The 25,392-nt window shown below is 44.5% G+C and carries 14 protein-coding genes; 4 read left to right on the plus strand and 10 right to left on the minus strand.

Annotated elements, in window-relative coordinates:
• Positions 1–35: 35 nt before the first annotated feature.
• Entirely contained in the window at positions 36–1,193 is a 1,158-nt protein-coding gene (locus tag C511_RS0103655) for a dienelactone hydrolase family protein (RefSeq protein WP_051260440.1), read from the minus strand.
• Between the two features lie 93 nt (positions 1,194–1,286).
• Here C511_RS0103655 and C511_RS0103660 point away from each other — a divergent pair, with 93 nt between their 5' ends.
• A complete protein-coding gene (locus C511_RS0103660) occupies positions 1,287–5,747 on the plus strand; it encodes a hybrid sensor histidine kinase/response regulator transcription factor (RefSeq protein ID WP_027317837.1) in 4,461 nt (1,486 codons plus the stop codon).
• 506 nt (positions 5,748–6,253) lie between these two features.
• Here C511_RS0103660 and C511_RS0103670 read toward each other — a convergent pair.
• The 7 genes from C511_RS0103670 to C511_RS0103705 all read right to left on the minus strand — a co-directional run bounded on the left by C511_RS0103670 (position 6,254) and on the right by C511_RS0103705 (position 18,982).
• Positions 6,254–7,888: a DUF5123 domain-containing protein gene (locus C511_RS0103670; RefSeq protein ID WP_024996337.1), complete on the minus strand. Its 1,635-nt coding sequence runs from the start codon at positions 7,886–7,888 to the stop codon at positions 6,254–6,256.
• A 10-nt stretch (positions 7,889–7,898) separates the two neighbouring features.
• Positions 7,899–9,812, minus strand: a complete 1,914-nt coding sequence (locus C511_RS0103675; protein WP_024996336.1) for a RagB/SusD family nutrient uptake outer membrane protein — start codon at positions 9,810–9,812, stop codon at positions 7,899–7,901.
• A gap of 18 nt (positions 9,813–9,830) precedes the next feature.
• Positions 9,831–13,043: a SusC/RagA family TonB-linked outer membrane protein gene (locus C511_RS0103680; protein ID WP_027317839.1), complete on the minus strand. Its 3,213-nt coding sequence runs from the start codon at positions 13,041–13,043 to the stop codon at positions 9,831–9,833.
• 443 nt (positions 13,044–13,486) lie between these two features.
• A complete protein-coding gene (locus tag C511_RS0103690) occupies positions 13,487–14,134 on the minus strand; it encodes an HAD family hydrolase (RefSeq protein WP_024996334.1) in 648 nt (215 codons plus the stop codon).
• Between the two features lie 111 nt (positions 14,135–14,245).
• Entirely contained in the window at positions 14,246–15,922 is a 1,677-nt protein-coding gene (locus tag C511_RS0103695; protein WP_024996333.1) for a glycoside hydrolase family 43 protein, read from the minus strand.
• 21 nt (positions 15,923–15,943) lie between these two features.
• On the minus strand, positions 15,944–17,164 hold the full coding sequence (locus C511_RS0103700; protein ID WP_024996332.1) for a DUF4861 domain-containing protein: 1,221 nt from the start codon (positions 17,162–17,164) through the stop codon (positions 15,944–15,946).
• Positions 17,165–17,383: 219 nt separating this feature from the next.
• Complete coding sequence (locus tag C511_RS0103705) at positions 17,384–18,982, minus strand: glycoside hydrolase family 28 protein (RefSeq protein ID WP_024996331.1); 1,599 nt, start codon at positions 18,980–18,982, stop codon at positions 17,384–17,386.
• Between the two features lie 331 nt (positions 18,983–19,313).
• Between C511_RS0103705 and C511_RS0103710 the strand changes: the two genes are divergently transcribed.
• Genes C511_RS0103710 through C511_RS0103720 form a run of 3 tightly spaced genes read left to right on the plus strand, consistent with a single transcriptional unit; the run spans position 19,314 to position 21,915 of the window.
• A complete protein-coding gene (locus C511_RS0103710) occupies positions 19,314–20,171 on the plus strand; it encodes an enoyl-ACP reductase FabI (protein ID WP_027317840.1) in 858 nt (285 codons plus the stop codon).
• A 7-nt stretch (positions 20,172–20,178) separates the two neighbouring features.
• Positions 20,179–21,204 (plus strand): gliding motility protein GldB-related protein, encoded by a 1,026-nt coding sequence (locus C511_RS0103715; protein ID WP_024996330.1) that lies wholly within the window; start codon positions 20,179–20,181, stop codon positions 21,202–21,204.
• Positions 21,205–21,210: 6 nt separating this feature from the next.
• Positions 21,211–21,915, plus strand: coding sequence for an SAM-dependent methyltransferase (locus tag C511_RS0103720; RefSeq protein WP_024996329.1), 705 nt, complete (start codon positions 21,211–21,213; stop codon positions 21,913–21,915).
• Here the strand turns inward: C511_RS0103720 and C511_RS0103725 are convergent.
• Together C511_RS0103725 and C511_RS0103730 are read right to left on the minus strand one after the other, a co-directional pair.
• On the minus strand, positions 21,881–22,999 hold the full coding sequence (locus C511_RS0103725; protein WP_024996328.1) for a hypothetical protein: 1,119 nt from the start codon (positions 22,997–22,999) through the stop codon (positions 21,881–21,883). The two genes, C511_RS0103720 and C511_RS0103725, sit on opposite strands and share 35 nt — an antisense overlap.
• Before the next feature lie 114 nt (positions 23,000–23,113).
• Positions 23,114–25,321, minus strand: a complete 2,208-nt coding sequence (locus tag C511_RS0103730; RefSeq protein ID WP_024996327.1) for a S9 family peptidase — start codon at positions 25,319–25,321, stop codon at positions 23,114–23,116.
• Between the last annotated feature and the right edge of the window lie 71 nt (positions 25,322–25,392).

A 25,392-nucleotide genomic window follows, 5' to 3' on the forward strand; every position in this document is an offset into this window, starting at 1 on the left:
GACACAGTTTAGATTACAGTCTCTAATGCTCTTCCTTACTTCTTTAACCAACGGTCAAAAAAGTCAAGCGTTTCTTGCTGCATGGCCCGGTTGAAAAAATGCTTCTCGTCCCATATCTTGGTGACCAGTTTCTCGTCGGCTCCCTGACTATTCCACACGGCACGCATGGTTTTGTACGCATCTTCCACCCCTTGAACAGGGAAGAGCTTGTCTTTCGTTCCATTGAAAAACAGCGTGGGCTTGGGACACGCAATGGAGGCAACATGCGGATAGTCCAGATACCGCCGTATGCCCGGTATGATCATGGAGTAAGCAGAGCCCCCCTTGTTTTGATTATTAGTAAGCGTCATTAACGAGTCGGTTGTGTTCATCCAACAAATAGCGGCAGCCGCCTTTACACGATCGGTCACAGCAGAAAGCATCCAGGCACGGTATGCACCCATTGAAAAGCCGAGCGTACCGATTCTCTCCGAGTCAACCTCGGGTAAAGTCGACAGAAAGTCAACACTATACGCATCATCCATGGTGATCAAAGCCCCCCAGGAGGTTCCCATTTGCAGCAGATTGGAAGCCAATGCCTGCTGGCCCTCATAATTAACCCCTTCTTTTCGTCCACGTTCCCCCCAATACAAAGCATCGATGGATAAAACGACATACCCGTGCGCGGCAAAGTAATCACCGGTATACTGTCCGTCATAACATTTCTGTGCCCAGTCATCAGCATCGGCCATTACTTCGGCAGACACACCAAAGGGTCTGATCATTTTTTCCTTTCCAATGGAGAAGGGTGCACCGTGGTCGTGCAGCATGACGATAGCCGGAAACGGCCCTTTCCCCTCAGGAACAAGCAGATAGGCGGGCACCCGGCTCCATTCCGATAAGTTAAATAGTATTTTTCGGGCTTCATATCCTTTTCGCTTCTCACTGCCTACTACCACCATGTTGTAGGCTTTGGCTGTGGGAGGAATATTTTCCATACATTCCATGAGCGTTTTCCGGGCTTCCGTGCGCCATTTGGCGAACTTTTTGACGGGTGATTTTCCCCATGCCTCAGGGTAGGTGAGCTGCTGTTTTATCTGATCATAAAAAACAGGCATGTTTTTTGTCACTTCGTACGAGGCATTTGCTGCTTCTTGAGCGTTTAATGACTGCAATAGTGCTATGCAAACAAATATAAATGCGAATCTTCTCATGGTTCGAAAACTTTAAAATTTGTAACAAAGATAGCAAAATCTCTCTTTAATTCGTATATTTGAACCTTATTATTAAAAAACGCCACCTATTATATGAAGAAATTTGGCCTATTTTGCTTACTAGTTTTTACCAGTCTGTTTTCTTTTGCTCAACATAAATGTTTCTTTACCCATTATTCTTCCGAAGATGGACTGTCGCAGAATACGGTAATGAGTATTCTGCAAGATCACAAAGGGAATATGTGGTTTGCTACCTGGGATGGTATTAATAAGTTCAACGGCTATTCCTTTAAAACATACAAAGCCCGTCAGGGCAATCTCATCAGTCTGACCAACAACCGGGTGGACCGGATGTACGAGGATCGTTATGGTTACTTGTGGGTGCTGACTTACGACAACCGGGCGCATCGTTTCGACCCGCGCACCGAGACGTTTGAACAGGTGCCGGCCACGGGAGAGGCGAGTACTTATAACGTTTTGACCATTGAGGTGCTACCCAACGGCGTGGTGTGGCTGCTCACCGAAGCCGACGGAGCCATCCGAGTTCGCACGGATGCGGACACTTACCGGCTTTCTACCGATACGTATTCGGTGAAGTCGGGACTCTTTCCTGCAACCCGGGTGTACAAGGCGGAACTGGATCAAAGCGGCAACGAATGGATACTGACCGACAACGGTCTGGGCTTGATCAAGAAAGGGGAGAAGAAAATGACTCCTTACTTCGTTGATGCCAAAGACGGGCGCGAACATGCTGATCAGGCCTTTTATGGTTTCGCCGAGAGTCAGGACGAACTCTTTTTCGCATCCGACAGGGGGCGTGTGTGGCGTTACAATAAGAAAGCGCAACGTTTTACTTTACTGGAATTACCAACGAAATCGGCTGTTGCCGATATAGCAGTCGTTCACTCTTCGGAGTTGGTTGCCGCAACAGAAACCGACGGATTCTTTACCTACAACCTGAAAACGGAGAAGGCAACGCACTATTCGCACATTGTTTGCAGCGATTTCCCTCATGTACCCGTGCGCTCCATATACGTTGATAAGAAATCGGAAGTGTGGTTTGAACAGGAACTGGTAGGTACCGTTGCCCATTTCAATCCTTCCTCGAAGATACTGAAAGTTGAGAAGATGCGTGTGGAGCCCGGTAGCGCTTATCGCGGACATCCGGCTTTTCACATTCACGAAGACAGCCACGGAACCACGTGGGTGCACCCTTACGGCGGCGGATTCTCTTATTTCGATCGCAAAAGCAATAGCCTGATTCCGTTTTATGATGACCTCGACTCACCCGATTGGCGGTTCTCAAATAAAATGCATGCCGCCTTCTCCGACCGTCAGGGTAATTTGTGGCTCTGCTCGCACTCCAAAGGATTGGAAAAAGTAACGTTCCTCACCACACAGTTTCATCTGAATACGCCCGTTAAGCATAACTACGAATCGTTGAGTAACGACGTGCGTGCGTTGTTTCAAGACAAGGAAGGCAACCTGTGGGCAGGCTTAAAAGACGGAATGCTAAGGGTGTATAACTCGAAACAACAGTACCTGGGTTACCTCACCGAACAAGGAACCATCGCTCAGTCGGGCACTCCCCTCAAAGGCAGCACGTATGCTTTGACGCAAGATCGCCAGGGAATTTTGTGGATTGCCACAAAGGGCGACGGATTGGTCCGCGCCGAAAAACGGGGCGACCGTTACCTGCTGACCCGTTATAAATACAGTGCCGACGACATTTACAGTCTGAGTAACGACAACCTGTACAGTGTGTTTGAAGATAGCAAAGGTAGGTTGTGGATAGCAACTTACGGCGGAGGCATCAATTACATTGAAAAAGATAAATCGGGTAAGCTGCTTTTTATCAATCACCGGAACAACCTGAAAGGATACCCCATCGACAAATGTCACCGGGCTCGTTTTATTACGTCCGACCGGAAAGGAAACATCTGGGTGGGAACGACTACGGGGGCCATCTCCTTCAATGAGAACTTTAAGAACCCTGAGGCCATACATTTCCATCATTATTCAAGATCATCCACCAATCCTCATAGTTTGAGTAACAACGATGTGCATTGGATTCTGGCCACGCGTAAAGGCGAGGTGTATCTGGCCACTTTCGGCGGAGGGTTGAACAAGTTAACGGGCTACGGTAAAGGAGAGGAAGCGATTTTTCGTGCCTATAGCGTGGCCGACGGGCTGCCGTCGGACATTTTACTCTCTATTCGTGAAGACAAACAAGGTAACTTATGGATGAGCACGGAGAACGGAATAAGCAAGTTCATTCCCTCTACAGAGACGTTCGAGAACTATGATGACAGAAGTTTCACCTTCCGGGTGCGTTTCAATGAGGCGGCCTCTGAAATAACAGCGAACGGACAAATCTTTTTCGGAGCAAGCGGAGGCATTTTCTACTTCAATCCGCAGAAGATAAGGAAAAGCACTTTCACTCCTCACATTGTGTTTTCAAAACTCCTGATAGCCAACGAAGACATTATACCGGGAGATAAATCGGTGCTGAAAGTCATTCTTGACGATACGCGTGAACTGGTTCTTTCTCACAAGGAAAATGTTTTTGCCATTCAGTATGCCGCCCTCGATTACATAAACCCTGCTAATATTCAGTACGCATACATACTGGAAGGCTTTGAGAAGCAGTGGACGTATGCCGATAAACTAAGAAACGCCACGTACACCAATTTGCCGAAAGGACACTATGTGTTTAAGGTGAAATCCACCAACAGTGACGGTGTGTGGGTGGACAATGTGCGTACGCTCGATATTGAAGTGCTGCCTTCTTTTTGGGAAACACCCTTTGCCTACTTCCTTTATGTGGTTGCTATCTTGCTGATCATTCTCATCACGGTTTACATTTTGTTTACGATCTACCGGTTGAAACACGAGGTGTCCGTAGAACAGCAAGTTTCTGATATTAAGTTGCGCTTCTTTACCAACATATCGCATGAGTTGCGCACACCGTTAACGCTGATTGCCGGTCCGGTGGGCTACATCCTGAAGAACAACCAATTGTCGGCCGACGTAAGAGAGCAACTGCTGGTGGTAGAAAGAAACACCAATAGAATGCTTCGGCTGGTCAACCAGATTCTCGATTTCCGAAAGATTCAGAATAAGAAGATGAAGATGCAGGTGCAACGCATCAACGTGGTTGCATTCACCCGAAACATTATGAATAACTTCGAGTCATTGGCCGAGGAACAACAGATAGACTTCATTTTCGAAACCGAGAAAGATGAGTTGTGTTTATGGGTAGATGCCGATAAGTTTGAGAAAATACTGTTTAATCTCCTTTCCAACGCGTTTAAATACACGCCCGTGGGCAAGAGCATTACCGTGTTTATCAGGGAGGAAGAAAATACGGTTTCCATAGGTGTGCAAGATCAGGGCATCGGTATAGCCGAAAACAAAAAGAACTCCATCTTCATGCGTTTTGAAAACCTGGTAGATAAGAACCTTTTCAACCAGCAGGCCAGCACCGGCATCGGACTCGCCTTGGTAAAGGAGTTGGTTGAAATGCATCAGGCAACCATTTCCGTTGACAGCAAACTGGGTGAGGGCAGTTGTTTCAAAACGACCTTCCTGAAAGGAAAAGAACACTATGAGGCAACGGTGGAATTTATTCTCGACGATTCGGTCAAGGCCGAAGACACAACTTCTTTGCCTTGCGAATTTGCAGAAGCACGCCACGATGATTCGAAGCAAGATGCTCCGGATGACGGAACGGTGGAAACCACTCCTCGGCAAAAGGCGCAGGCAACGATGCTTATCGTTGAAGACAACTCGGAGCTGCGAGTGTTTTTGCGCTCCATCTTCGTGTCCAAGTTCCGTGTGGTTGAGGCCGTTGACGGGCTTGACGGTTGGAACAAAGCGTTGAAGTACCTGCCCGACATCATTATCAGTGATGTGATGATGCCTCAGAAAGACGGATTGGAGCTGACCAAAGATTTGCGGGCCGACATGACAACCAGCCACATTCCCGTGATATTGCTCACCGCCAAAAACTCCATCGAAAGCAAGCTCGAGGGCATGGAATACGGTGCCGACGACTATATTACCAAACCTTTTAGTGCTGCCTACCTGGAGGCCAGAGTGGATAACCTGCTGGCGCAACGTGCCAAGTTGCAGAGTTTGTATCGCAGCAACCTGATGAACATGCAGGCCGACGAGGAGCGTAAGGATGACGAGCAACCTGAAATGTCTTCGCACGACCGTAAGTTTATGGATAAGCTGGTGGAAATCATGGAAAAGAATATGGATAACGGCGAATTAGTTGTCGACGATTTGGTCAGCGAGCTGGCCGTTAGCCGCTCCGTGTTCTTCAAAAAGCTGAAGACACTTACGGGGCTTGCACCTATTGAGTTTATTAAAGAGATGCGAATCAAACGCGCCGCTCAACTCATTGAGACGGGCGAGTTCAATATGACGCAGATTTCTTATATGGTGGGCATCAATGACCCGCGTTACTTCAGCAAGTGCTTTAAACAACGGTTTAACATGACCCCAACCGAGTATCGCGACACGTATGGCAAGTCGTGTAAGCTGTAGTTCGCTGAGCAGTTCACTCAACGGACTATGGCTTTTATCCCCACGTACCTGGCTGTTTCCATGAAATAGCTTTACTTCTACACTCTTTTCAGTGGAATCTTGTCAAGAGCAGTTTTATAGATTATTAACTCGTAAGGAGGCTTCGGCGAATGATTGGCAAGAGTTGGGTAAAACATAACCAACTTTTTGAAAAACATAACGGCCGATTGGAAAAAGATAACGAGCAATTTGAAAAGAGAAACCGTCTCTTGGGTCATGACAAACCGTCTCACGGCCAAGAGACGGTTTGTCGCGGACCATTTGCTACCGTGCAAACCGGCATAAGCAACCGTCTCCGATCAAAAATGAACCGGCAGCAAACAAAAAAGGCAGGAGTTTGAACTCCTGCCTTTGCGCCTATATTAATTTGAATGTACTATAGGATTATGCTGACAAAGATAATACATTATATTACCAAAGTCAAGTGTTTGGCCAATTATTTTGGGCATAGCATACCCTCATCACTATTATTCTCTCCAGCGAGGATCACCGGCTGTTTCTGTTCCTGCAAATGTTTTGTCGAGGAAGCTGAAATCGCCTGTCGTCGGTGAAGTAAATAAGGCAGAAGAAGCACCGCTATAGCTTATCAATCCTGAAATGGAGGGTGAACCTAGCTGCCAGTCAGATGTAGCATAACTGTTTTCTACTGTCACTGTGCCCGAAGCACGAATTCCTTTCGCAGTAGCAGCCTGACTCAGTGCAAAGATTGAGTTCTTGATACTGATGCCATTGGCCGGACCGTAGCTGGTTGAACCGAAATCAATGAAGTATCTTCCGCTTGCAATCATATTATAGAAAGTACAGTCGCTCAGCGTTATGCTGTTTGTATTGGTACTCTTACTCAAAATAAAGCGGCCAACCGTGTTGAAGGTTGAGTTGGTAATATTGATGTTGCTTATTACTCCATTACCGCTGGCATCAGCATTGATAAAGTAATAACTATCCTTCAGATTCGTTACGATACAATTATTGAATGTCAGCGTACCAATGGTTTTGGCTTCCGAACCTTGCAACCTGAAAGGTGTATTTGCTAAATCGTGAATCAAGCAATTGTCAAACGTAATGGCACCTACGTTAGTGGCAGCCTGCTGGTTGAAGAGGTAACTGTTCAGCGAGCTTGTTGCCACTCCATTCTCGTACACATATCCGCTTATATCAACATTTGTAAAGTTGATGAAGGAGTGGTTGGCACTTAACGTAATCTGTTTGATTGATAGTACGGCTTTGCTGGCTCCCGGCAAACCAAAGAAGTTCACCGACATGCCGTTGGGGATAGTCAGTGTATTGTTGTTTGCAAATACGGCTCCGGCAGGAATAGCCAATGTGACGGTTGAATAGCTACCGGCCAGGTCATCAAATAGAGTTTGATTAATTGAGTCGTTAGCATTCAGGTAAATCATCTTATCGGCTTCCGGCACTTCCGGATAGGTTGTGAAGCTGATGTATCCTCTTTTTACGGTACCGTTATACAAGTTGGCCGTGTACGAAGTGTTAGGTGTTAAACCGGTAACGGTTACGTATCCGTTAGCAACTGCATTGGCATCTAAATTGATTGTCTTAATTACCGCGAGATCTGGAGTCAGAATGTCCATGTTGGTAACGGTTTTGCCGGCTGTCCACCGCAAAGTAGCCGAGGTGGCTTTCAAGTCTTCAGACGCTACGGGCGACATGATTTGTTCTGATTTTGTTTTAAACGAGAACTTTTCATGGTAAGCCCACTTCGAACTAATCTTTTCGTTCGAACAAGATTTAATACGCAGGTAATACTTCGTATCGCTATCCAGATTGGTTAATGTAAACGGTGATTTGGTGATTGACTTGTCTTCACCGAAAACAATAGATCCGGTTTGAATGTCATCTTGATAAAGAGAATCCTTACTGATTTCAATGATATAGAAATCGGCTTTCGATCCTGTTCCCCAAGTTACTTCGGCCTCAGTGGCAGTCGGAACGACGCTAATGGAAGTAGTACGGAATAAGCGGTCGTAACTCTCGTCAACCGACCAGTCGTTTGTGGTATCGCACGATGTGTTAACCCATGCAGTCAGGAGGAATAATCCTCCCGCGACTGCTATGTTTTTTAATTTCTTTATGCTATTCATTGTATATAAATTATTCAAATCCATATGAGTTCTTTAGTGATCCCTTTGAGTCGGAGATGGTGGTTGCTCCCAGAGGCAATAAATGTCTGTTCTTAACCACTCTGTTCAATCCCCAGCTGATGTAAGGAAGATAAGCTACGTTTTTACCGTTTGTAGGATCTTCGCCTCCCCATCCGGTTACACTCTTATAATCGGCTACATTAGCGGGAGCTTCATACCAGCAGATGCTCGACATGTCGATGGCGTTAGCATCACTGCTCTTCATCTTATAATATAGTGAAGCAGGTGCTTTGGTAATCAATTCCATGTATTGCTCTTTTGATTCTGTTATTTTGCTGTCAAGCAATCCCCAACGAATCAGGTCGTACTTGCGAACCGCTTCTCCGGCAAGCTCCCATGCTCTTTCATCAACCAGCGCGTTGAAGAAATCACTTCCGCTGCTTATTGCGTTTACATAAGCCGTTACGGCTGCTTGCTTGCTTGAATCAAAAGATCTGGAACGAACTTTCAACAAGGCTTCACGGGCGGTGAGTCCGCAGGTAGGACCAACCACGTCGGCTCCCTGCAATTCATTCAATGCTTCTGCGTACATCAATAATACGTCGGCATAGCGAAGTACTATCCAGTTAATACCGTAACCAAACTTAGTTGTTGCGGCTTTTGATGCCGTGCGCCATGAGTCGCTCATTTTTCGAGGGTCCCACTTAGCCACGTAGATGGCAAATGGTGAGTTGCTTTGCATGGTTTCAACGGGTTCGTTGCTGCTGCCCGGCTTAATTTCATAGGTTGCACAAGTCAGGTCGCGTCTTAAGTCGTCTTTGTCAAACGACCACAAGAAAGGTGCGGTCAGCTTGATTTTACCGGATGAGTTTCCGTATCCGTAAGTGGTGGTTACACCCGACAAACGTACGCCCACTGTGTATCCCATTTCACCTGAATAATTTAATCCGTGAGCCACCTCAAAGATGTTTTCTCTGTACGTTTGATCCAATGATTGCTGGTTAATCAAGTACCACTCGTTTTCAATGCTTGGGTTCAACTGATGCGTACCGCTGGCAATGATAGCGTCCAGATGAGTCAGTGCTTTCGTGTAAAGCTCCGTTCTTTTGGCAGCACCTGGTCTTTGAGTAGGGTAAGTGGCATCACTGTTTGCCAATGTTTCGTAACCTTCACCGGCTTTGGATGATTCGCGAATAGAATATCCGGCGTAACTCATCGCTATACGAGCCAATAGTCCGTGAGCAAAACCTTTGGTGATGCGCTCTGTTGTGTATGATGACTCTCCGGCCCATGGCAAGTAATCAATGGCTTCTTCTAAGTCGGTAATGAGATGCTCCATAATGGCATCACGATCTGTTTTGGGCAGGTAAATGTTTGATCCGTCCGACTTAGTCGTTTCGAATTTCATCGGTACGTCTCCGTAGTTTCTTATCAGATCAAAATAGATCATAGCACGAAGAGCCAATGCCTCACCTTTGTATCTCAGCATCTTGGTTCTTGAAGAGTTACCTTCGGCAATCAAACTGCTGTTTTCTATTCCCTCTACAACGATATTAGCGTTTTCAATGATCTCATAGCATTCGCTCCAATTGTCATCCAGCTTAGTCCAGCTTGAGCTCGGGTTAAAGTTACCTGCACCTCTTTCGTTAACGGCCACTGAATTTCCGGAACCGGTGTTATCAAGTCCGTCAACTAATTCAATGTCCGAATTGGTTGAGAAGTTCAATGGAATACGTGCTCCGTAAGTGTGGTCAAGGGTTAGGCCTGCATATACTTTATTGAGTGCATTCTCTGTGTATGCGGCGGAGTTGAAGACTGTTTCATCAGTCATTTCAGACGGTGAGGTCTGATCCAGAAAATCGGAACAAGCCGTTAAACTTGCTATTCCTGTTCCCAGAATAAATAGTTTAAATATATTTTTCATCATTATATGGCTTCTAAATTAAAATGTAACATTAATACCACCTACAAAAGAACGGCTTTTAGGGTATGCAGAGTAGTCTACACCCGGAGTCATAGGTGTGCTGGTAGCACTATCAACCTCGGGGTCTGCGCCCTTGTATTTTGTAAAGCAATAAAGGTTATATCCTGTAACATATAGTCTGACGTTTTGCATCAGCATCTTTTGAACCAGGTTCTTGGGTAAGGTATACCCTATGCTGATGTTGTTAACGCGCAGGAATGATCCGTCTTCAACAGCCCAGTCAATAAGCGGCATAACGGTTGCTGCTGCCGGATTCCAGATCGAAGCATTGGCATTCAGCTCATTTAAACGATTCTTCACTCCCTCGGCTCCCAATGTTTTGATGGATGAACTGCTTAACAGACTGTTACCTGTAGCCGGATCAATCCATGTGTATCTTTTATCGATGGTGAAGTTATCATTGATATTCCAATTCTTTGATGATCCGCTATAGAAACTAGAACCCAGTTTGGTAGCGTTGATCACTTTGTTGCCTAAACTGTAGTTGAAGAATGCTGTGAAATCAAAGTTCTTGAAGCGTCCGTTCAATCCGAATCCTCCCGATACGGGTGCGATGGTGTTACCCAAACGTACTTTCTTGATGTTTCCATCAGCATCGGCTTTCAACTTAATGCTACCCGGGTACACATTACCTCCGGTAAGCGAAGCACTGTTTGTGATACCGCTTTTGAGTGAGTAAGTTCCTGTAGTTTCGTTGAAGTTAAAATCATCGGCCGTATAGAAACCGTCGGTCTTGTAACCGTAAACCTCACCCAGACGTCCGCCTTCTTCAATTAAGAAATCTTCCAGTCCGGCTGCTGCGCTACCTCCCCACTTACTGCTTTGCCAGCTGCTATTGCCATCTAGCTTATCAATCTTACCTTTGTTGTATGAAATGTTGAAGTTGAAGTTCAGACCGTAGTTTTTCTTATCCAAAATAACTCCGTCGAGTTGTAACTCAACACCTTTGTTTGAAGTCTGTCCCAGGTTCTTGTACTGGTATCCGTAACCGGAGCTTGCTGCAATGGTTGTTTTCATGAGCAAGTCTTGGGTGGTATTCCAATAGAAGTCGAGAGAACCCGACAGTCTGTTGTTCCAAAAGCCAAAGTCGAAACCTAAGTTTCTTGAAATGGTAGTTTCCCATTTCAGTTCAGGGTTCGATAAAATGTCACCGTGTTTCAGTACGGTAGCTGTCTGATCACCGAAATAAATACTCTTGTCGCCGGTTCCTGCTACAGAGAAAGTAGTATACATAGAACCATCGGGAATACGGTTGTTACCTGCCGTACCATAGCTTAAGCGGAACTTCAGGTTTGATAACCAGTCTTTTGTTCCTTCCATAAAAGGTTCATCGAACATTCTCCATGCAAAAGCAGCAGAAGGGAAGTAACCCCAACGATTTCCGCTTGCAAATTTGCTGGAACCATCGGCACGCATTGTTGCAGTAAACAGGTATTTATCGTTCAATGTATAGTTTACACGTCCGAAGAATGACAATAAGTTGTCTTTGATTCCGATATAAGTTGTGGTAGGTAATGAAGTTCCATTTCCTAATGCGGCCAAAATCTCGTTAACAGTTGTTTCTTTGGCAAAGTTAACAGCCGTAAGGTAGGTCTTGGTATCCTGACTGGAAGTTACTTCCTGACCAACTAATACGTTCAGCCTGTCTCTTTTATTGAAGAGTTTTGTATCGTAAGTAACCGTGTTGGCGTTTCTCCAGTTCTTGTTATTTACTTTGGAGATGTAGGCTTGTGGTAATCCGGCATATCCGTATTTAGAGTTTGAAGTAGCCTGATATTCCCACACCTGATCCGTGTCTTGGTATTTCCATCCATAACCGAATTCGGAACGGAAAGTAAGTCCTGCCATTGGCTTCCAATTCAGTCCGGCGTTATAGTTTTGTTGGAACTTGGTTTGTTTTTTGTAGGTTGCGTTCAAACGTTCCAATGGAGAGTACTGAGCATTCAGGGTGTTTTCGCCGTCTTCACTGTCTTCGTTGAGCTGACTGATGGGCTTGTAAACAATCGATTTGGCCACAAGTGAGTTAGCAGCACTCGTCTCGTTGTCGGCTCCGCCACTTAAACCATCAACTGTTTGATAAGTTAACCGGGCATTGAAGTCCAAGTTTAACCATTTGTTGATCTCGGTATCGATTTTAGCATTGATGTTGTTCTTTGAGAAACCGGAACCCCTCATAATGCTTTTTTCATCGTTGCGTGCATAGCTTACGCTATATTTGGTTGACTTTGCTCCACCGCTCACGCTTACATTGTATGATTGCTGGTTTCCGGTACGGCCAAATATCTCATCCTGGTAATCGGTACCTTTCACTGATTTGTAGATTTCCAAGTCGTCATACACTCCGTATGAAGTGCCGGTCTGATCCAGTTCGTATTGGTACAGTGCGTATTCATAAGGGTTAAGCACTCCAACCTGTTTCGTTACTTTCCTTAGACCGAACGAAGCTCCGAAATTTACCTGAGTTTTTCCTTCTTTACCCGATTTGGTGGTAATGATGATAACACCATTGGCACCGCGGGCACCATAGATAGCGGTAGAAGAAGCGTCTTTTAATACATCAACAGATTGAATATCCGTAGGTGCTATATCCGAAATGCTTGAAACAGGGAATCCGTCAACAATGTAAAGGGGCGAGTTGTCTTGCGAAAGAGAACCACCACCTCTTACTCTGATTTTGATGTCTGCATCAGGAGAGCCTTCGGTTGTTGTGATTTGCACACCGGCCATTTTCCCTTGCAATGCTTCAGAAGCACTTGACACAGGAACTGACTCTAGTTGTTTGGCACTTACGGAAGCCACAGAACCGGTCAAGTCTTTCTTTGCTACGGTTCCGTAACCAATGACAACCACTTCATCCAATGCCTGTGCATCATCTTCCAGTGTTACTTCCAACTTACTTTTACCTTTAACGTCTATTTCTTTGGTTTTCATTCCAATATAGGAAATAACCAAAACATGTTTGCCTGACACCTTCAGACTGAAATTTCCGTCAAAATCGGTAATAGTACCGTTGGTGGTTCCTTTCTCAACAACAGACGCCCCGATTACCGGTTCTCCTGTCTTGTCTTTCACATTACCACTCAAGGTAACACTCTGCGCTGATAAACTAAGCGATATTGTTGCAAAAAGCATAAGCAATACCGTGCGCATGTTTTTCATCTTGTTAGACATTTTTTGCATGTTCACTGATTAAAAAATTTTAAGTATAACGTTTCTGTTAATTCATCAATACAAAAATAAGACGGGTTTAAGTGCCCTGTGTGCAATATTTGTTCTTACGATGGTAATTTTTGTTATATGCTTTGGGCGCATTGCACAACGAATTATCATTCTGTTCAGCTTAAAGCGTTTACAGATTGGTATCATTGCAGTTGCGAATAGGAAGTTTATAGACGAATTAGCTCTTTTTGAGTTTCGGAATGTAAGTTTGAGTGCGGTATATGTCCGTAGGGTTGCACGTAGTATAGTCCGTTAGTAATTGGTTGGTTTTAGTCAGATTTTGGGAGGCGTATGCCTCCCTTTTTGCTGTGTTAATGCCTTGTTAATGTATCTAAAGTTACAACATTTAATTTGATATTGTATTTCTTTTTGAATAAGAAGTTGCCGCTTTTAGATTAGATAAAATGGATGATTTCCTGCGGAACATCCACTATGTGTTTGGGGGTGAATTGTTCCAGTTCCGTGCGCGGACGAAACCCCCAAGTTACTCCGCAGGCCTCTACGCCACTGTTGTGTGCCGTCTGCATGTCTACTCCCGAGTCACCTACATAAAGGGTTTCCTCTTGACTTATTCCTGCTTGTTTTACTATGTCATATACAATAGCCGGATCGGGTTTTACGTTGACACCCTCCCGTTGTCCCAATACGGCAACAAAAGGAATGTTTGGAAAGAAATAACTGACAAGCTTTTCTGTGGCGCTTTGGTATTTGTTGGAGGCAACAGCCAGCACCTTCCCTTGTTGATGCAACTCGTTTAAAAGCTCTGTAATCCCGGGGTAGGGAGTGCTTAAATCGGTGTTGTGACTATCATAAAACGGCACAAATAGTTTTCTGATCAGTTGTATGTTGGCTTCTGTTTTCTCTCCTTCCGGCAATGCTCGTTCAAAGAGTTTGTTGATGCCGTTGCCTACCATAAATTTATATTCATCGGCAGGATGCGTGGGGAAGCCCGCTTCCTTTAATGCATAATTCGTACTTTGAGCCAGGTCTGCTATTGTGTTTAATAAGGTTCCGTCCAAATCGAATATAATCAGTCTTTTCATCTTTTAAGTATCTTAGTTTCTGCAAAGATACGCTTTTTGTTCTTTGCTTAAACATAAAAAAAACGTATCTCCTTGGGGAAATACGTTTTCTGAAAGAAATATCATTCTCTTTTATTTCTTAGTGATTCTGAACCAGTCGACTTCAGACCATCCGCCATCGTTAATGGTTATAGCCGGACGAGTGCAGAAGGTTCCAACCTTCGTGCCGATCCACATACCTTCTTTGGCTTGGAATTCATTGCCCATTGACTTGAATTTCTTGCCATCGAGACTGTAGCTGAACTTACACATGGCCAGTACATCCGATCCGCCTTCGCTTTCCTTTAGCTTCTTCTTGCCGGCTTTGAACTCAACACGAAGATAGATAGCACCGTTCTTTAATTTAGTGGTTTCGTTTATTTGTTCCGCAGTGCCCTTATCGGCATTCTTACATTCCAATTGTGAAAGCACAATGCCGTCGTTCGTGTTTTCCAATACGAGACCGGCATAACTGAATCCCATGACAACCAGACCGGTACGCTCTCCTTTATACTTGGTTGTTGGTTTGAAATCGAGTTTGATGGTAGCAACAAAGTTATCGGCAGGAGCCTTTTGCAACATCAGGTTGGGCACGTTCCATAAGTTCTTATATTCTTTTACTACCGGATAGGAGTAAAGCCTTGCATAACCTTTGTGGCCGGCAAAGTAAGCCCATTTTTCGTTGATGTTGGCATGCCATTGCCATTGAGGCGACAAGGTGTAGCCATCAAACTCATCACTTTCCTGCGGAGTGCAGATGGGGTAATTCTTGCCCACGTTGGGTTTCTTGTAGCTTAAAACAGGCTCGCCACATCCGTCGCCGTCTTTATCAACGCCGATAACAGGCCAGTCGTTCACCCACTTCATCGGTTGCAAGTGTACCAAGCGGCCGTAAGCACCTACGTCTTGGAAGTGCAAGAACCAATCTTCACCGGTAGTAGTGTCAACCCACGCACCTTGATGAGGTCCGTTTACATTTGTTTTTCCTTGGCTGAGAACTACTTTTTCTTCGTAAGGTCCGTATACGTTTTTAGAACGAAGCACCAGCTGCCATCCGGTAGCAACACCTCCGGCAGGAGCAAAGATATAGTAATAACCGTTGCGTTTATAGAATTTGGGTCCTTCTGCAGTGGGGTGCTCATCGTGACCGTCAAAGATGATGCGCGACTGTGTGATTGCTTTGGTAGCATCTGCATTCAGTTCGCAAATTCCCAATAAGCTCTTAATGCCCGAACGGCTTCCGGCATATCCGTGAACCATGTAGACTTTACCGTCTTCATCCCACAGCGGGGTTGTATCGATAATTCCCTTACCGGCTTTCACCAGCACGGGCTCACTCCAAGGTCCTTTGGGGTCTTTGGCTTTCGTCATGAAAGCTCCTTGATCCGGATCTCCCCAGAAAATATAGAATTCTCCTTTGTGATAACGAATGCTTGGCGCCCATACTCTGCTACCGTGCTGAGGTTTCTCGGGAAACTCAACGGGCGATAATTTGTAAGGTACGGCAGCTCCAATAATGGTCCAGTTTACCAAATCTTTTGAATGCAAAATCTGTAAGGCAGGTAAACAGTTGAAACTGGAAGAGGTCATGTAGTAGTCATCTCCTACACGGCATGCGTCGGGATCAGAATAGTCTGCATGAATAATGGGGTTGCGGTAGGTACCATCACCTTTGTCGGCTACCCACACTTCAGAAACATAGTTTTTCTGTGCTGTTACTGATGATGTAACGAATAAGCTTAAACCAATAATTAGTGCTAACTTTTTCATGTAATATTGATTGGTGAATAATTATAATATTTTGACTAGTACGGGATGGTCAATTTCCTCTTTCCACTCACGCATGTAAGCAAACCATGCTTCGGGTGTTTTGTACCCAAAGGTTTCTTTCAGGGAAGTGAACATGATGTTATAGCGGATGTAAGCTTGTCCTTCAGCACCGATGGTGTATAAATAGTTGGCATTGTCTTTCACTTCCGCTTTTACGTATTTCTGAGGAATGTAAGTCGCTAACCCCACTGTCTCTTTGGCGTATTTAACGGTGTCGTTAACAGGCCAGTCGGTACCCCAACATCCAATCAGTCCTTTGTGATCCGAATAAGAAATGGATCCTTTTACGTCTTGCACTCCGGTGCAAAATAGCTCATTCTTCAGAGGCTCTTCAAAGAAAGTTTCCACGATGGCATCTCTGTGTCCGCCGTAAAGTGTATAGCGGTTGATCATGTTTAAGGCCGAACCTTGATACTCCCAATCATTCACCTCAATTTCGCAGATTGTTCTTACCGGACCGTAGGCCAATATCCGTTCTGTTCTTTGCAGTACGGGTTCTATGTGCGTTGCTTTTTTGCCGTTCCATCCTTTCAATGCACCCAGGCCACAACTTCCACTCACTCGAAGTACGTCATCACCGAACCCTTTGGCCAGCTGGTCGTCGTTGGGGTAGAACTGACAGGCTTCGATTTCAAATCCTTTGTTGAATTTGCCGTAGATATCTACCGTTTGCTTCTGATCAAAGTATAGTCGGTAAGCTACCAGCTCCGATTCGAATGCCGGACCGTGATGATGTAATTGATTGTAAATGTTGCTGGTACCCGGAATGGTGAGTGAATGAATGGGCACGTGCTTTCCTTTCTTGTCGCTTACTAACATCTCGGCAAAAACGCGCGAAGGATATTTCTTGTCTGACTTTTGGTCGGACAGAACCACCTTGAATGTTTTCTTTGTTTGAGGATCGATGTTGATCAAAAATGCCAGCTCATCGGCTTTTCTGTCTGAATTGAGGTCATCGAGCTGTGACGGGATTTCTTTCTCACCATCCCATACGGTGGCTGATTTAACTACGAAGCCGGTTTTCAGATCGCTTATCTTCAGTACTACCGGTTCGTCGCTTTTTGCTTTGTTCCAGTTATTTTCTACTTCTACAACCACACTTTTGGTCGATGCTTTTACTGCTCCCATAAGTGCTGTCGTACAAATGGAAAGAAGGAAAATGCTTGCTACTACTTTTTTCATGGAATTGGTCTATTTATATTTGATACAAATATAGGTTAATTGAGCCTATTTCTGATACACAATTTGATTGAATCACTAGCTTCTTTGTTTTGATGCTGAACAAGAACTTGGTATAACCCTGAAAGGCGGCTCGGGTATAAAACAATGCTTGCAAACTTCAGGTGGTAAATACTGCCCGAAATTTGCAAGCTTATCGATTAATTGAAAGAATCCGAATGTTTATTTCTTGTTAATCGATTTTCCTTTTGCATCAATCTCTTTATAAAAAACACCTTCTACCTTGATATTCTTTGCGCTTTTCAGCTCTACAGTTGCACCTTTGGCTGCCTGAATGTGTATGTTCTCTAATGTTACACCGTCTGCTTGTGATATGACAGCACCTTCGGCAGCATCAGTAATCACTACGTCTTTCACGGTTACATTCTGAATAGGCATTTCCGGAAGTCCGTTGAAGAACATAGCTCTTCCTGCACCTTTACAGGTAACGTTAGATATATGAATGTTTCTGAAAGCAGGAGTTTCAATGGTCACAGGCATAAGCGCCGGTTTTCTGTTCTTATCTGCTTCAGTCAGCTCGTCGGGTGCTTTACCACCATAGAATAAGTCGAACAGGAGCGGCTCGTTCGGTATGTTGATCATGTTGATGTTGTTGATGAAGATGTTTTCAACTACACCGCCGCGACCGCGTGTGCTTTTGAAACGAAGACCTACATCGGTTCCGAGGAATGTACAATCTGCCACATAGATGTTTTTCACACCTCCGGACATTTCACTTCCTACCACAAAACCTCCGTGTCCGTGTAATACCACGTTGTTCTTTACAAGTACGTTTTGACAAGGTTCACCTCTTCTTCTTCCGTCTTCATCCTTACCCGATTTGATGCAGATAGCATCATCACCGGCATCGAATATGTTGTTGATGATCAATGCGTTTTTGCAAGATTCCAAATCAAGTGCATCACCGTTTTGCGAGTACCATGGGTTAAACACCTTTACATTATTGATTGTGATGTCTTCGCATGATAGCGGATGCAAACACCAGCTGGGCGAGTTCTTAAAGGTTACTCCCTCCAGCAATACTTTCTTGCTTTTAACAATGTTAAGAAGTACCGGTCTGAGCCATGGTTTGATTTCGTTCCATTCTTCGTCCGTTTCAATGCCTTCGGGGTTATTGAAGTTTTTGCATGCTAATGCTCCTTTTAATGAGCCGGCAGTGGGATACCATATCTTCTTGGCTTCATCGAGTACTCCGCCCGACTTCACCAGCTTGCTCCATTGAGATGCTGTTAGCTTCTCTTTTTTGACTGGACGCCAGCTGTCGCCGGCACCATCAAAGGCACCGTAGCCGGTTATTGCTATGTTTTCAGCGTTGCGTGCCCAAATAGGCGACTGACAACGACGGGTCTCCAAACCTTCAAAAGAAGTGCTTATGATGGGGTATGCATCGAAATCATCGGTAAATAAGACCAATGAGTTACGCTCGGTATACAAATTGACGTTACTTAATAACTCAATCGGACCGCTTAACCATAAGCCTTCGGGAATAACAACGGTTCCTCCGCCTTTTGAGTTTACTTCTTTAATAGCATCGTTGATAGCTTGGGTATTGAGAGTTACACCATCACCTTTTGCTCCGAAGTCTTTGATGTTGACCGACAAAGCAGGGAAGCTGGGTTGTTGTACCTTTGGCATTTCAAAAGGAACGTCGTTATAGATACTATTGTCTATTACCTCTCTGTGTTGTGCCTGCACTAAATTTGCCGTTAGGGGCAAACAAAGTGTAGCTACCAATAAAAGCCTTTTTGCAAGTGTGTTCATTCGCTATGAATATTCTAAGATTATATAATATGGTAATTCACTCGGGATTATAGCAGTTGCGGAAGCTATTACCCATTCGCAGGCTACTCTCGCAAGCGGCCTGCGAAGATGGTAATAGGATTCATGTTAACCTAATTTTTAAACTTTAAAAATATCGGGAAAAACTTCCTAACTATCTGAGTGCAAAAATATTTCAGAACATCCATCTCTGTGTGTACAATTTGTTAGTTTAGGTGGATTTTTTGTTGATTAGGGTTTTTCTTTGCCCTTATTGTCTGCTTTTATTGCGAAAGTTCTTATCTTTGCCGTCTAATTTAACTATAATATAGGTATGAGTTACAATTTATTAAAAGGAAAAAAGGGCATTATTTTCGGTGCGTTGAACGAGCAATCAATAGCTTGGAAAGTAGCCGAAAAAGCCGTTGAAGAAGGTGCAACCATTACATTGTCAAATACTCCTATTGCAGTTAGAATGGGTGAAGTAAGTGCTTTATCTGAAAAACTGAACTGTGAGGTAATACCCGCTGATGCTACCAGCGTTGAAGATCTGGAAACTGTATTTAAACGTTCTATGGAAATTTTCGGTGGGAAAGTAGACTTTGTTCTCCACTCTATTGGTATGTCGCCCAATGTGCGCAAAAGACGTACGTATGATGATCTTGATTACGATATGCTGGATAAAACACTTGATATTTCAGCTGTTTCTTTCCATAAAATGATTCAGGTGGCTAAGAAATTAGATGCCATATCAGAATACGGATCCATATTGGCGTTAAGCTATGTGGCTGCACAGCGTACTTTCTTCGGATACAATGACATGGCCGATGCCAAAGCATTGCTTGAGTCTATCGCTCGCAGCTTTGGATACATTTACGGTCGTGAGCACAACGTACGTATCAATACCATTTCTCAGTCGCCTACCATGACTACTGCCGGATCGGGAGTGAAAGGAATGGATAAGCTGTTTGACTTTGCTGATCGCATGGCACCACTGGGTAATGCATCTGCCGATGAATGTGCTGACTATTGTATTGTGATGTTCTCCGATCTTACTCGTAAAGTGACGATGCAGAACTTATTCCATGATGGAGGATTCTCTAGCGTGGGCATGAGCCTTCGTGCAATGGCTACCTACGAAAAAGGACTTGATGAGTACAAAGATGAAGATGGTCATATCATTTACGGTTAATCGTTAAATGAGTCTGAAGAGAATCTACATATTTATTCTAATAGGCTTGCTGCTCTCCGCTTGTAAATTTGGCGGCGACAGTAAGCCTTTAGAACGTTCAGATAGTGCAGCCGTTCACATAACCCGTTATGATAGGCTGCTCACCGAATATGTAAAATTCAATAGTTTTTCTGCTCTTCAGAAGATGAATACCGAGAGCATGCAGGAGACTAAAATCCTGATAGAAGATGTGCTCTCTATCGGTCGGGTTAACGACGATAACATTCATCAGAAGCTCAAGGAGTTCTACTCAGATACCACTTTGTTGCAACTCATGGCTGATGTGGAAGCCAAATATGAAGATATTGGGAAAATAGAAAAACAGATAAACAAAGGATTTGCCCGGTTAACGAAGGAGGTTCCTCAATTACCTGTTCCGCATGTGTACACCCAGATTTCTGCGTTCAATGAGTCGATTATCGTTCAAGACAGTCTGATTGGAATCAGTCTTGATAAATATATGGGTGCTGATTACCCACTTTACAAAAAATTCTATTACGATTATCAATGTCGTTCCATGTCGCCTGAACGCATAGTGCCCGATTGTTTTTTCTTCTATCTTTTCAGCAAATATCCTTTGCCGGCTAACAGCAAGCGCACCTTATTACATACGCTTCTTCATTTCGGCAAGCTAAACTACATCGTACAGGAGATTTTGAACATATCTTCAGCTGAAGATCTTTTGGGATATTCCAAGCGTGAAAAGGCGTGGTGTGAGAGTCATCGTAAAACGGTGTGGGAATATATGTTGGCCAACGGACATCTGCATGCAACCGACCCTCAAATTATTCGCAACTATACAAAGCCGGCACCCGATCCGGTTTATTTTGGAGATGACTCACCTCCGCTAATCGGTATATGGGTAGGTATGCAAATTATCTCTTCCTATATCGAACACAATAAGAAAGTGACCATCCAACAATTACTCAATACGACAGACTATGATTTGGTATTAGCCAAATCACAATACACGTCAGATAAGTTTAAATTTTAATCATTTATGGATACAGCCCTTTATCTGTTGCCGGTTACACTTGGCGACACCGAGTTGAACACCGTTTTGCCGGCTTATAATATAGAGATCATTCAAGGGATCAAACATTTTATAGTAGAGGATGTTCGTTCGGCACGCCGTTTCCTGAAAAAGGTAGATCGCGAGTTCGATATTGACTCACTTAGTTTTTATCCGTTGAACAAGCACACTTCTGCCGAGGATATTTCGGGCTATCTGAAACCTTTGTTGGCTGGGCAATCGATGGGAGTTATTTCCGAGGCAGGCTGTCCGGCAGTAGCCGACCCGGGTGCCGATGTGGTAGCCATCGCGCAGCGTAAGAATCTGAAAGTAGTTCCGTTGGTGGGGCCGTCATCTATTATTCTTTCCGTTATGGGTTCGGGCTTTAACGGTCAAAGTTTTGCTTTTCACGGATACCTGCCCATCGAACCGGGTGAACGGGTGAAAAGAATCAAGCAACTCGAACAGCGCATCTATTCCGAGAATCAGACACAACTGTTTATTGAAACACCTTACCGCAACCATAAAATGATTGACGACCTGCTGCAAAATTGCCGTCCGCAGACTAAACTCTGTATAGCAGCCAATCTCACTTGTGAGGGCGAGTACATTAAAACACGTGCAATCAGTGAATGGAAAGGCAAGGTTCCTGATCTGTCTAAGATCCCTTGTATTTTTCTGTTGTATAAATAATGTCTTTGAGGTATTCGTATTCTACCTCCAGACATTCACAGAAGAAGTTTTCTTTTAAATTCTGCTCCATCTGTTGCAGAGTCCACAGTTTTCCGTTTTTGAATCGGGGATTGCATAGAACTGATTCGTCATCCATGTTCACCACAAACAAATAAATCAAACGGTTGGTGATTTTATTTTCAAAATGATACATGATGCTAAAGGTCGGTTCTATATCGGTCAGGTTGGGGAATACATGCCCAACTACCCTCGCCACACCTTCTTTAAGTGTTTCGCGGTAGCGCAAATAACATTCCATTGGAATATCCGTCTTCCCTTTGTCGAGAATACACTCTTGTGAGCGGTTGCAGAGAAACAAACGTCCGTTGCTCACCACTGCGATACGGATAACCGGATTGATGTATGTGTTTTTATAACTAATGGCCTCCACCTTCAAGCTTTTACCAATCACATCTCCTCTTTCGTTTACGATGGGAACGTATTCCAAACAGGCCATCATGGAATTGAAAAAATTGATGACTACTTGGTTGAGCAAGATACTGAATAAAAAGATTAGTCCCGGCAGTAAGTTGAAGTACACCCACATCGTTCTTTCCGCGAGTGGATGCCAAAATAAGATGCCTAACGTCAAAGCAAGGAACTGAAGCCCCGATAAAATAAGAATAACCTTACCCGCTACTACAGTCGACTCCGCACTTTGAATCAGGTTCGGCTTGTCACAGGCCCCTTTCTTACGTCGGAAGTAATTGACAAAACGCCTGCGATGCAAATGCAGAATGAGTAACGGAACTACAATAGACATTTCCAATGTAATGGGCAAGTTTCCTTTCGGACAGTAATCGATAGGAAGCAATGTAGCCAGAGCTAGTACCGATAAAACAAAGGTTGACAGGTATAGAATGTAATTGTGCATCCTCGCCTTGTTTATATACAAGGTGAAGTATGTATAAGTGAGAGCTGTTGCCATGCCTATGTATATCGCAACATCCTGTGCCATTAATTCGCTAAGTAATATGGTTAAAATAACGGGGGCATACCCCAATGACATATTAAAAGCTACGGAAAGAATTTTTCGGTGACTCATCTTCGCATAATCTATCGTTTCTACATCTAAAAACAACCGATGGCACAATTAGTTCTGATTGCTCTTTATATTTATTGTTGCGGCGGAAGGTAAAACCCTCCGCCGCAACCTTTTTTATAGATTATTTAGGAAAAACTCCGTTAACCGGGTGAATAAGTGGTAACGGGTGTTACCGCCGTAAATACCGTGGTTTCGGTTGGTGTACACCTGCATGTCGAATTGCTTATCGGCTTGCACCAAGCATTCGCTGTATTCCGCGCAGTTTTGGAAGTGTACGTTATCGTCGGCCATGCCGTGCACCAACAGCAAGCGACCGTTTAGGTTGGCAGCTCGGGTGAAAGCCGATCCTGCTTTGTAGCCTTCTGCATTTTGCTGCGGTGTGCGCATAAATCTTTCTACATACACGGTATCGTAGAATCTCCAGTCGGTTACTGCCGCTACGGCCGCACCTGCTTTGAATATCGGCGTACCTTCACTCATACTCATGATGGTCATGTATCCGCCGAAACTCCATCCCCAGATACCAATGCGACTCTTATCCACATAAGGCTGTGCAGCCATGTGCTTGGCTGTTTCTACCTGATCTTGTGCTTCTTTCACACCCAGATTCAGGTACGTACATTTGGCAAACTCAGCGCCCCGGCCGCCTGTTCCGCGACCGTCTACACATACTATCACATAGCCTTTGGAAGCCATGTATGCATCCCAGCCGATGCCACCGCGATCACCACCGATACCCCATTTGTCGACCACTTCCTGGCTGCCCGGACCGCTATATTGATACAACAACACCGGATATTTTTTCGATTCGTTGAAGTCGGCCGGCTTAATCATCCATCCATTGAGTTCCGTGCCTTGCGAAGTACGGAAAGTAAAGAACTCCTTCTTCGGCAGCTGATACTGCGCCAGCGTTTCCTTCAGTTTCTGGTTAGTCACCAAAGTTTTCAGCACCTTTCCCGTATTGTCGTTCAGCGTAATAACGGCAGGCGTTTGCAGGTTCGAGTAGGTGTTCATGAAATACTTCAAATTGCTGCTGAAGATGGCAGAATTGGTACCCGCTTTCTCAGACAGCTTGATGCGTCCGCCCTTCTTGTCGGTCTTGTATACAGCCGTACGTAGAGGACTTTCTTCATTGCTTTCGAAGTAGAATGTATTCGTAGCAGCATCCCACCCGATGAAACGTTTCACCTCAAACTTACCTTTCGTAACCTGCTTAATCAGATTACCACCCATGCTGTACCAATATAGGTGTGAGTATCCGTCTTTCTCGCTGATGAAGCTGAAGTTTTGAGGATAGAACATTATATTGTCAAACACACTTTCGTTAATGTAGTAAGGACTCTCGTCACGCAACACCAGCTTGCAGAGTGTGGAACGCGGATCGGCAAAATAAAGATCGAACCGGTTCTGGTTACGGTTCAGCGTCATGATAGCCAACTTGGCTGCATCTTGCGTGAAACGGATGCGAGGAATATATCCGTCGGGATCCAACGGCAACTTCATTTTGCGGGTTACTTTCGACTTGATGTCAAATGTATGCACGGAAACCTTTGAGTTGGCTTCACCTGCTTTGGGATACTTATATGTATAGGCACCCGGATAGGTTTCGAGTGCGCTGTAGTGCGGAGCTTGTCCGGCAAAGATAGGGAACGTGAAAGACGCTACTTCCGATTCGTCGAAGCGGATAAAAGCCAGCATGGTGTTGTCCGGGCTGAACTCCAAAGCCGTAGCGAAACTAAACTCCTCTTCATACACCCAGTCGGGTATGCCATTCAGCACATGATTAAACTTGCCGTCTTCTGTCACCTGTGATTCACTGTTACCGTAAAGCATCTTCACCAGGAAAATGTTGTTGTCTCTGACAAAAGCCACCATGTTACCGTCGGGCGAGAACACGGGCGATTGCTGCGGACCGCCTTCCGACAACTTTTCAACGATATTCCGTTTGATGGTGTATAGGTAATGTACTGCCTTGTATGAATGCCTGTAAATAGGTTGCGTTTCCGTGCGGATCAGAATCTTACTGCCGTCGGGTGAGAAGGTGTAACCGTCAAAACGTTTGAAGGTACACTCACGCGCTTTGGCCACATCGAATACAACTTCCACTTGCTGCCCGGTTCTGAACGAATATTTAATGATTTGAGTACCTTCGGCATTCATCTGAGTATAGTGTTCTCCGTCGGCCATTGGAATTACACCCTGAATACCTTCGGCACGAAACTTGCCGGATGTGATTTCCTTCAAGTCGAGAGCCTTGCTTCCCTGTGCCGGTACTACCTGCACCAACAGGCAAAGTAGAAAGAGTATGCTAAGTTTTTTCATCTTTTAATAGTTTTGATTTACGCATTATCCCGCAAATTTAAGAATTTGTAATTACTTAATTCGTAAATTTG

Origin of the sequence: Bacteroides graminisolvens DSM 19988 = JCM 15093, from assembly GCF_000428125.1 — a bacterium.
Lineage (GTDB): Bacteria > Bacteroidota > Bacteroidia > Bacteroidales > Bacteroidaceae > Bacteroides > Bacteroides graminisolvens.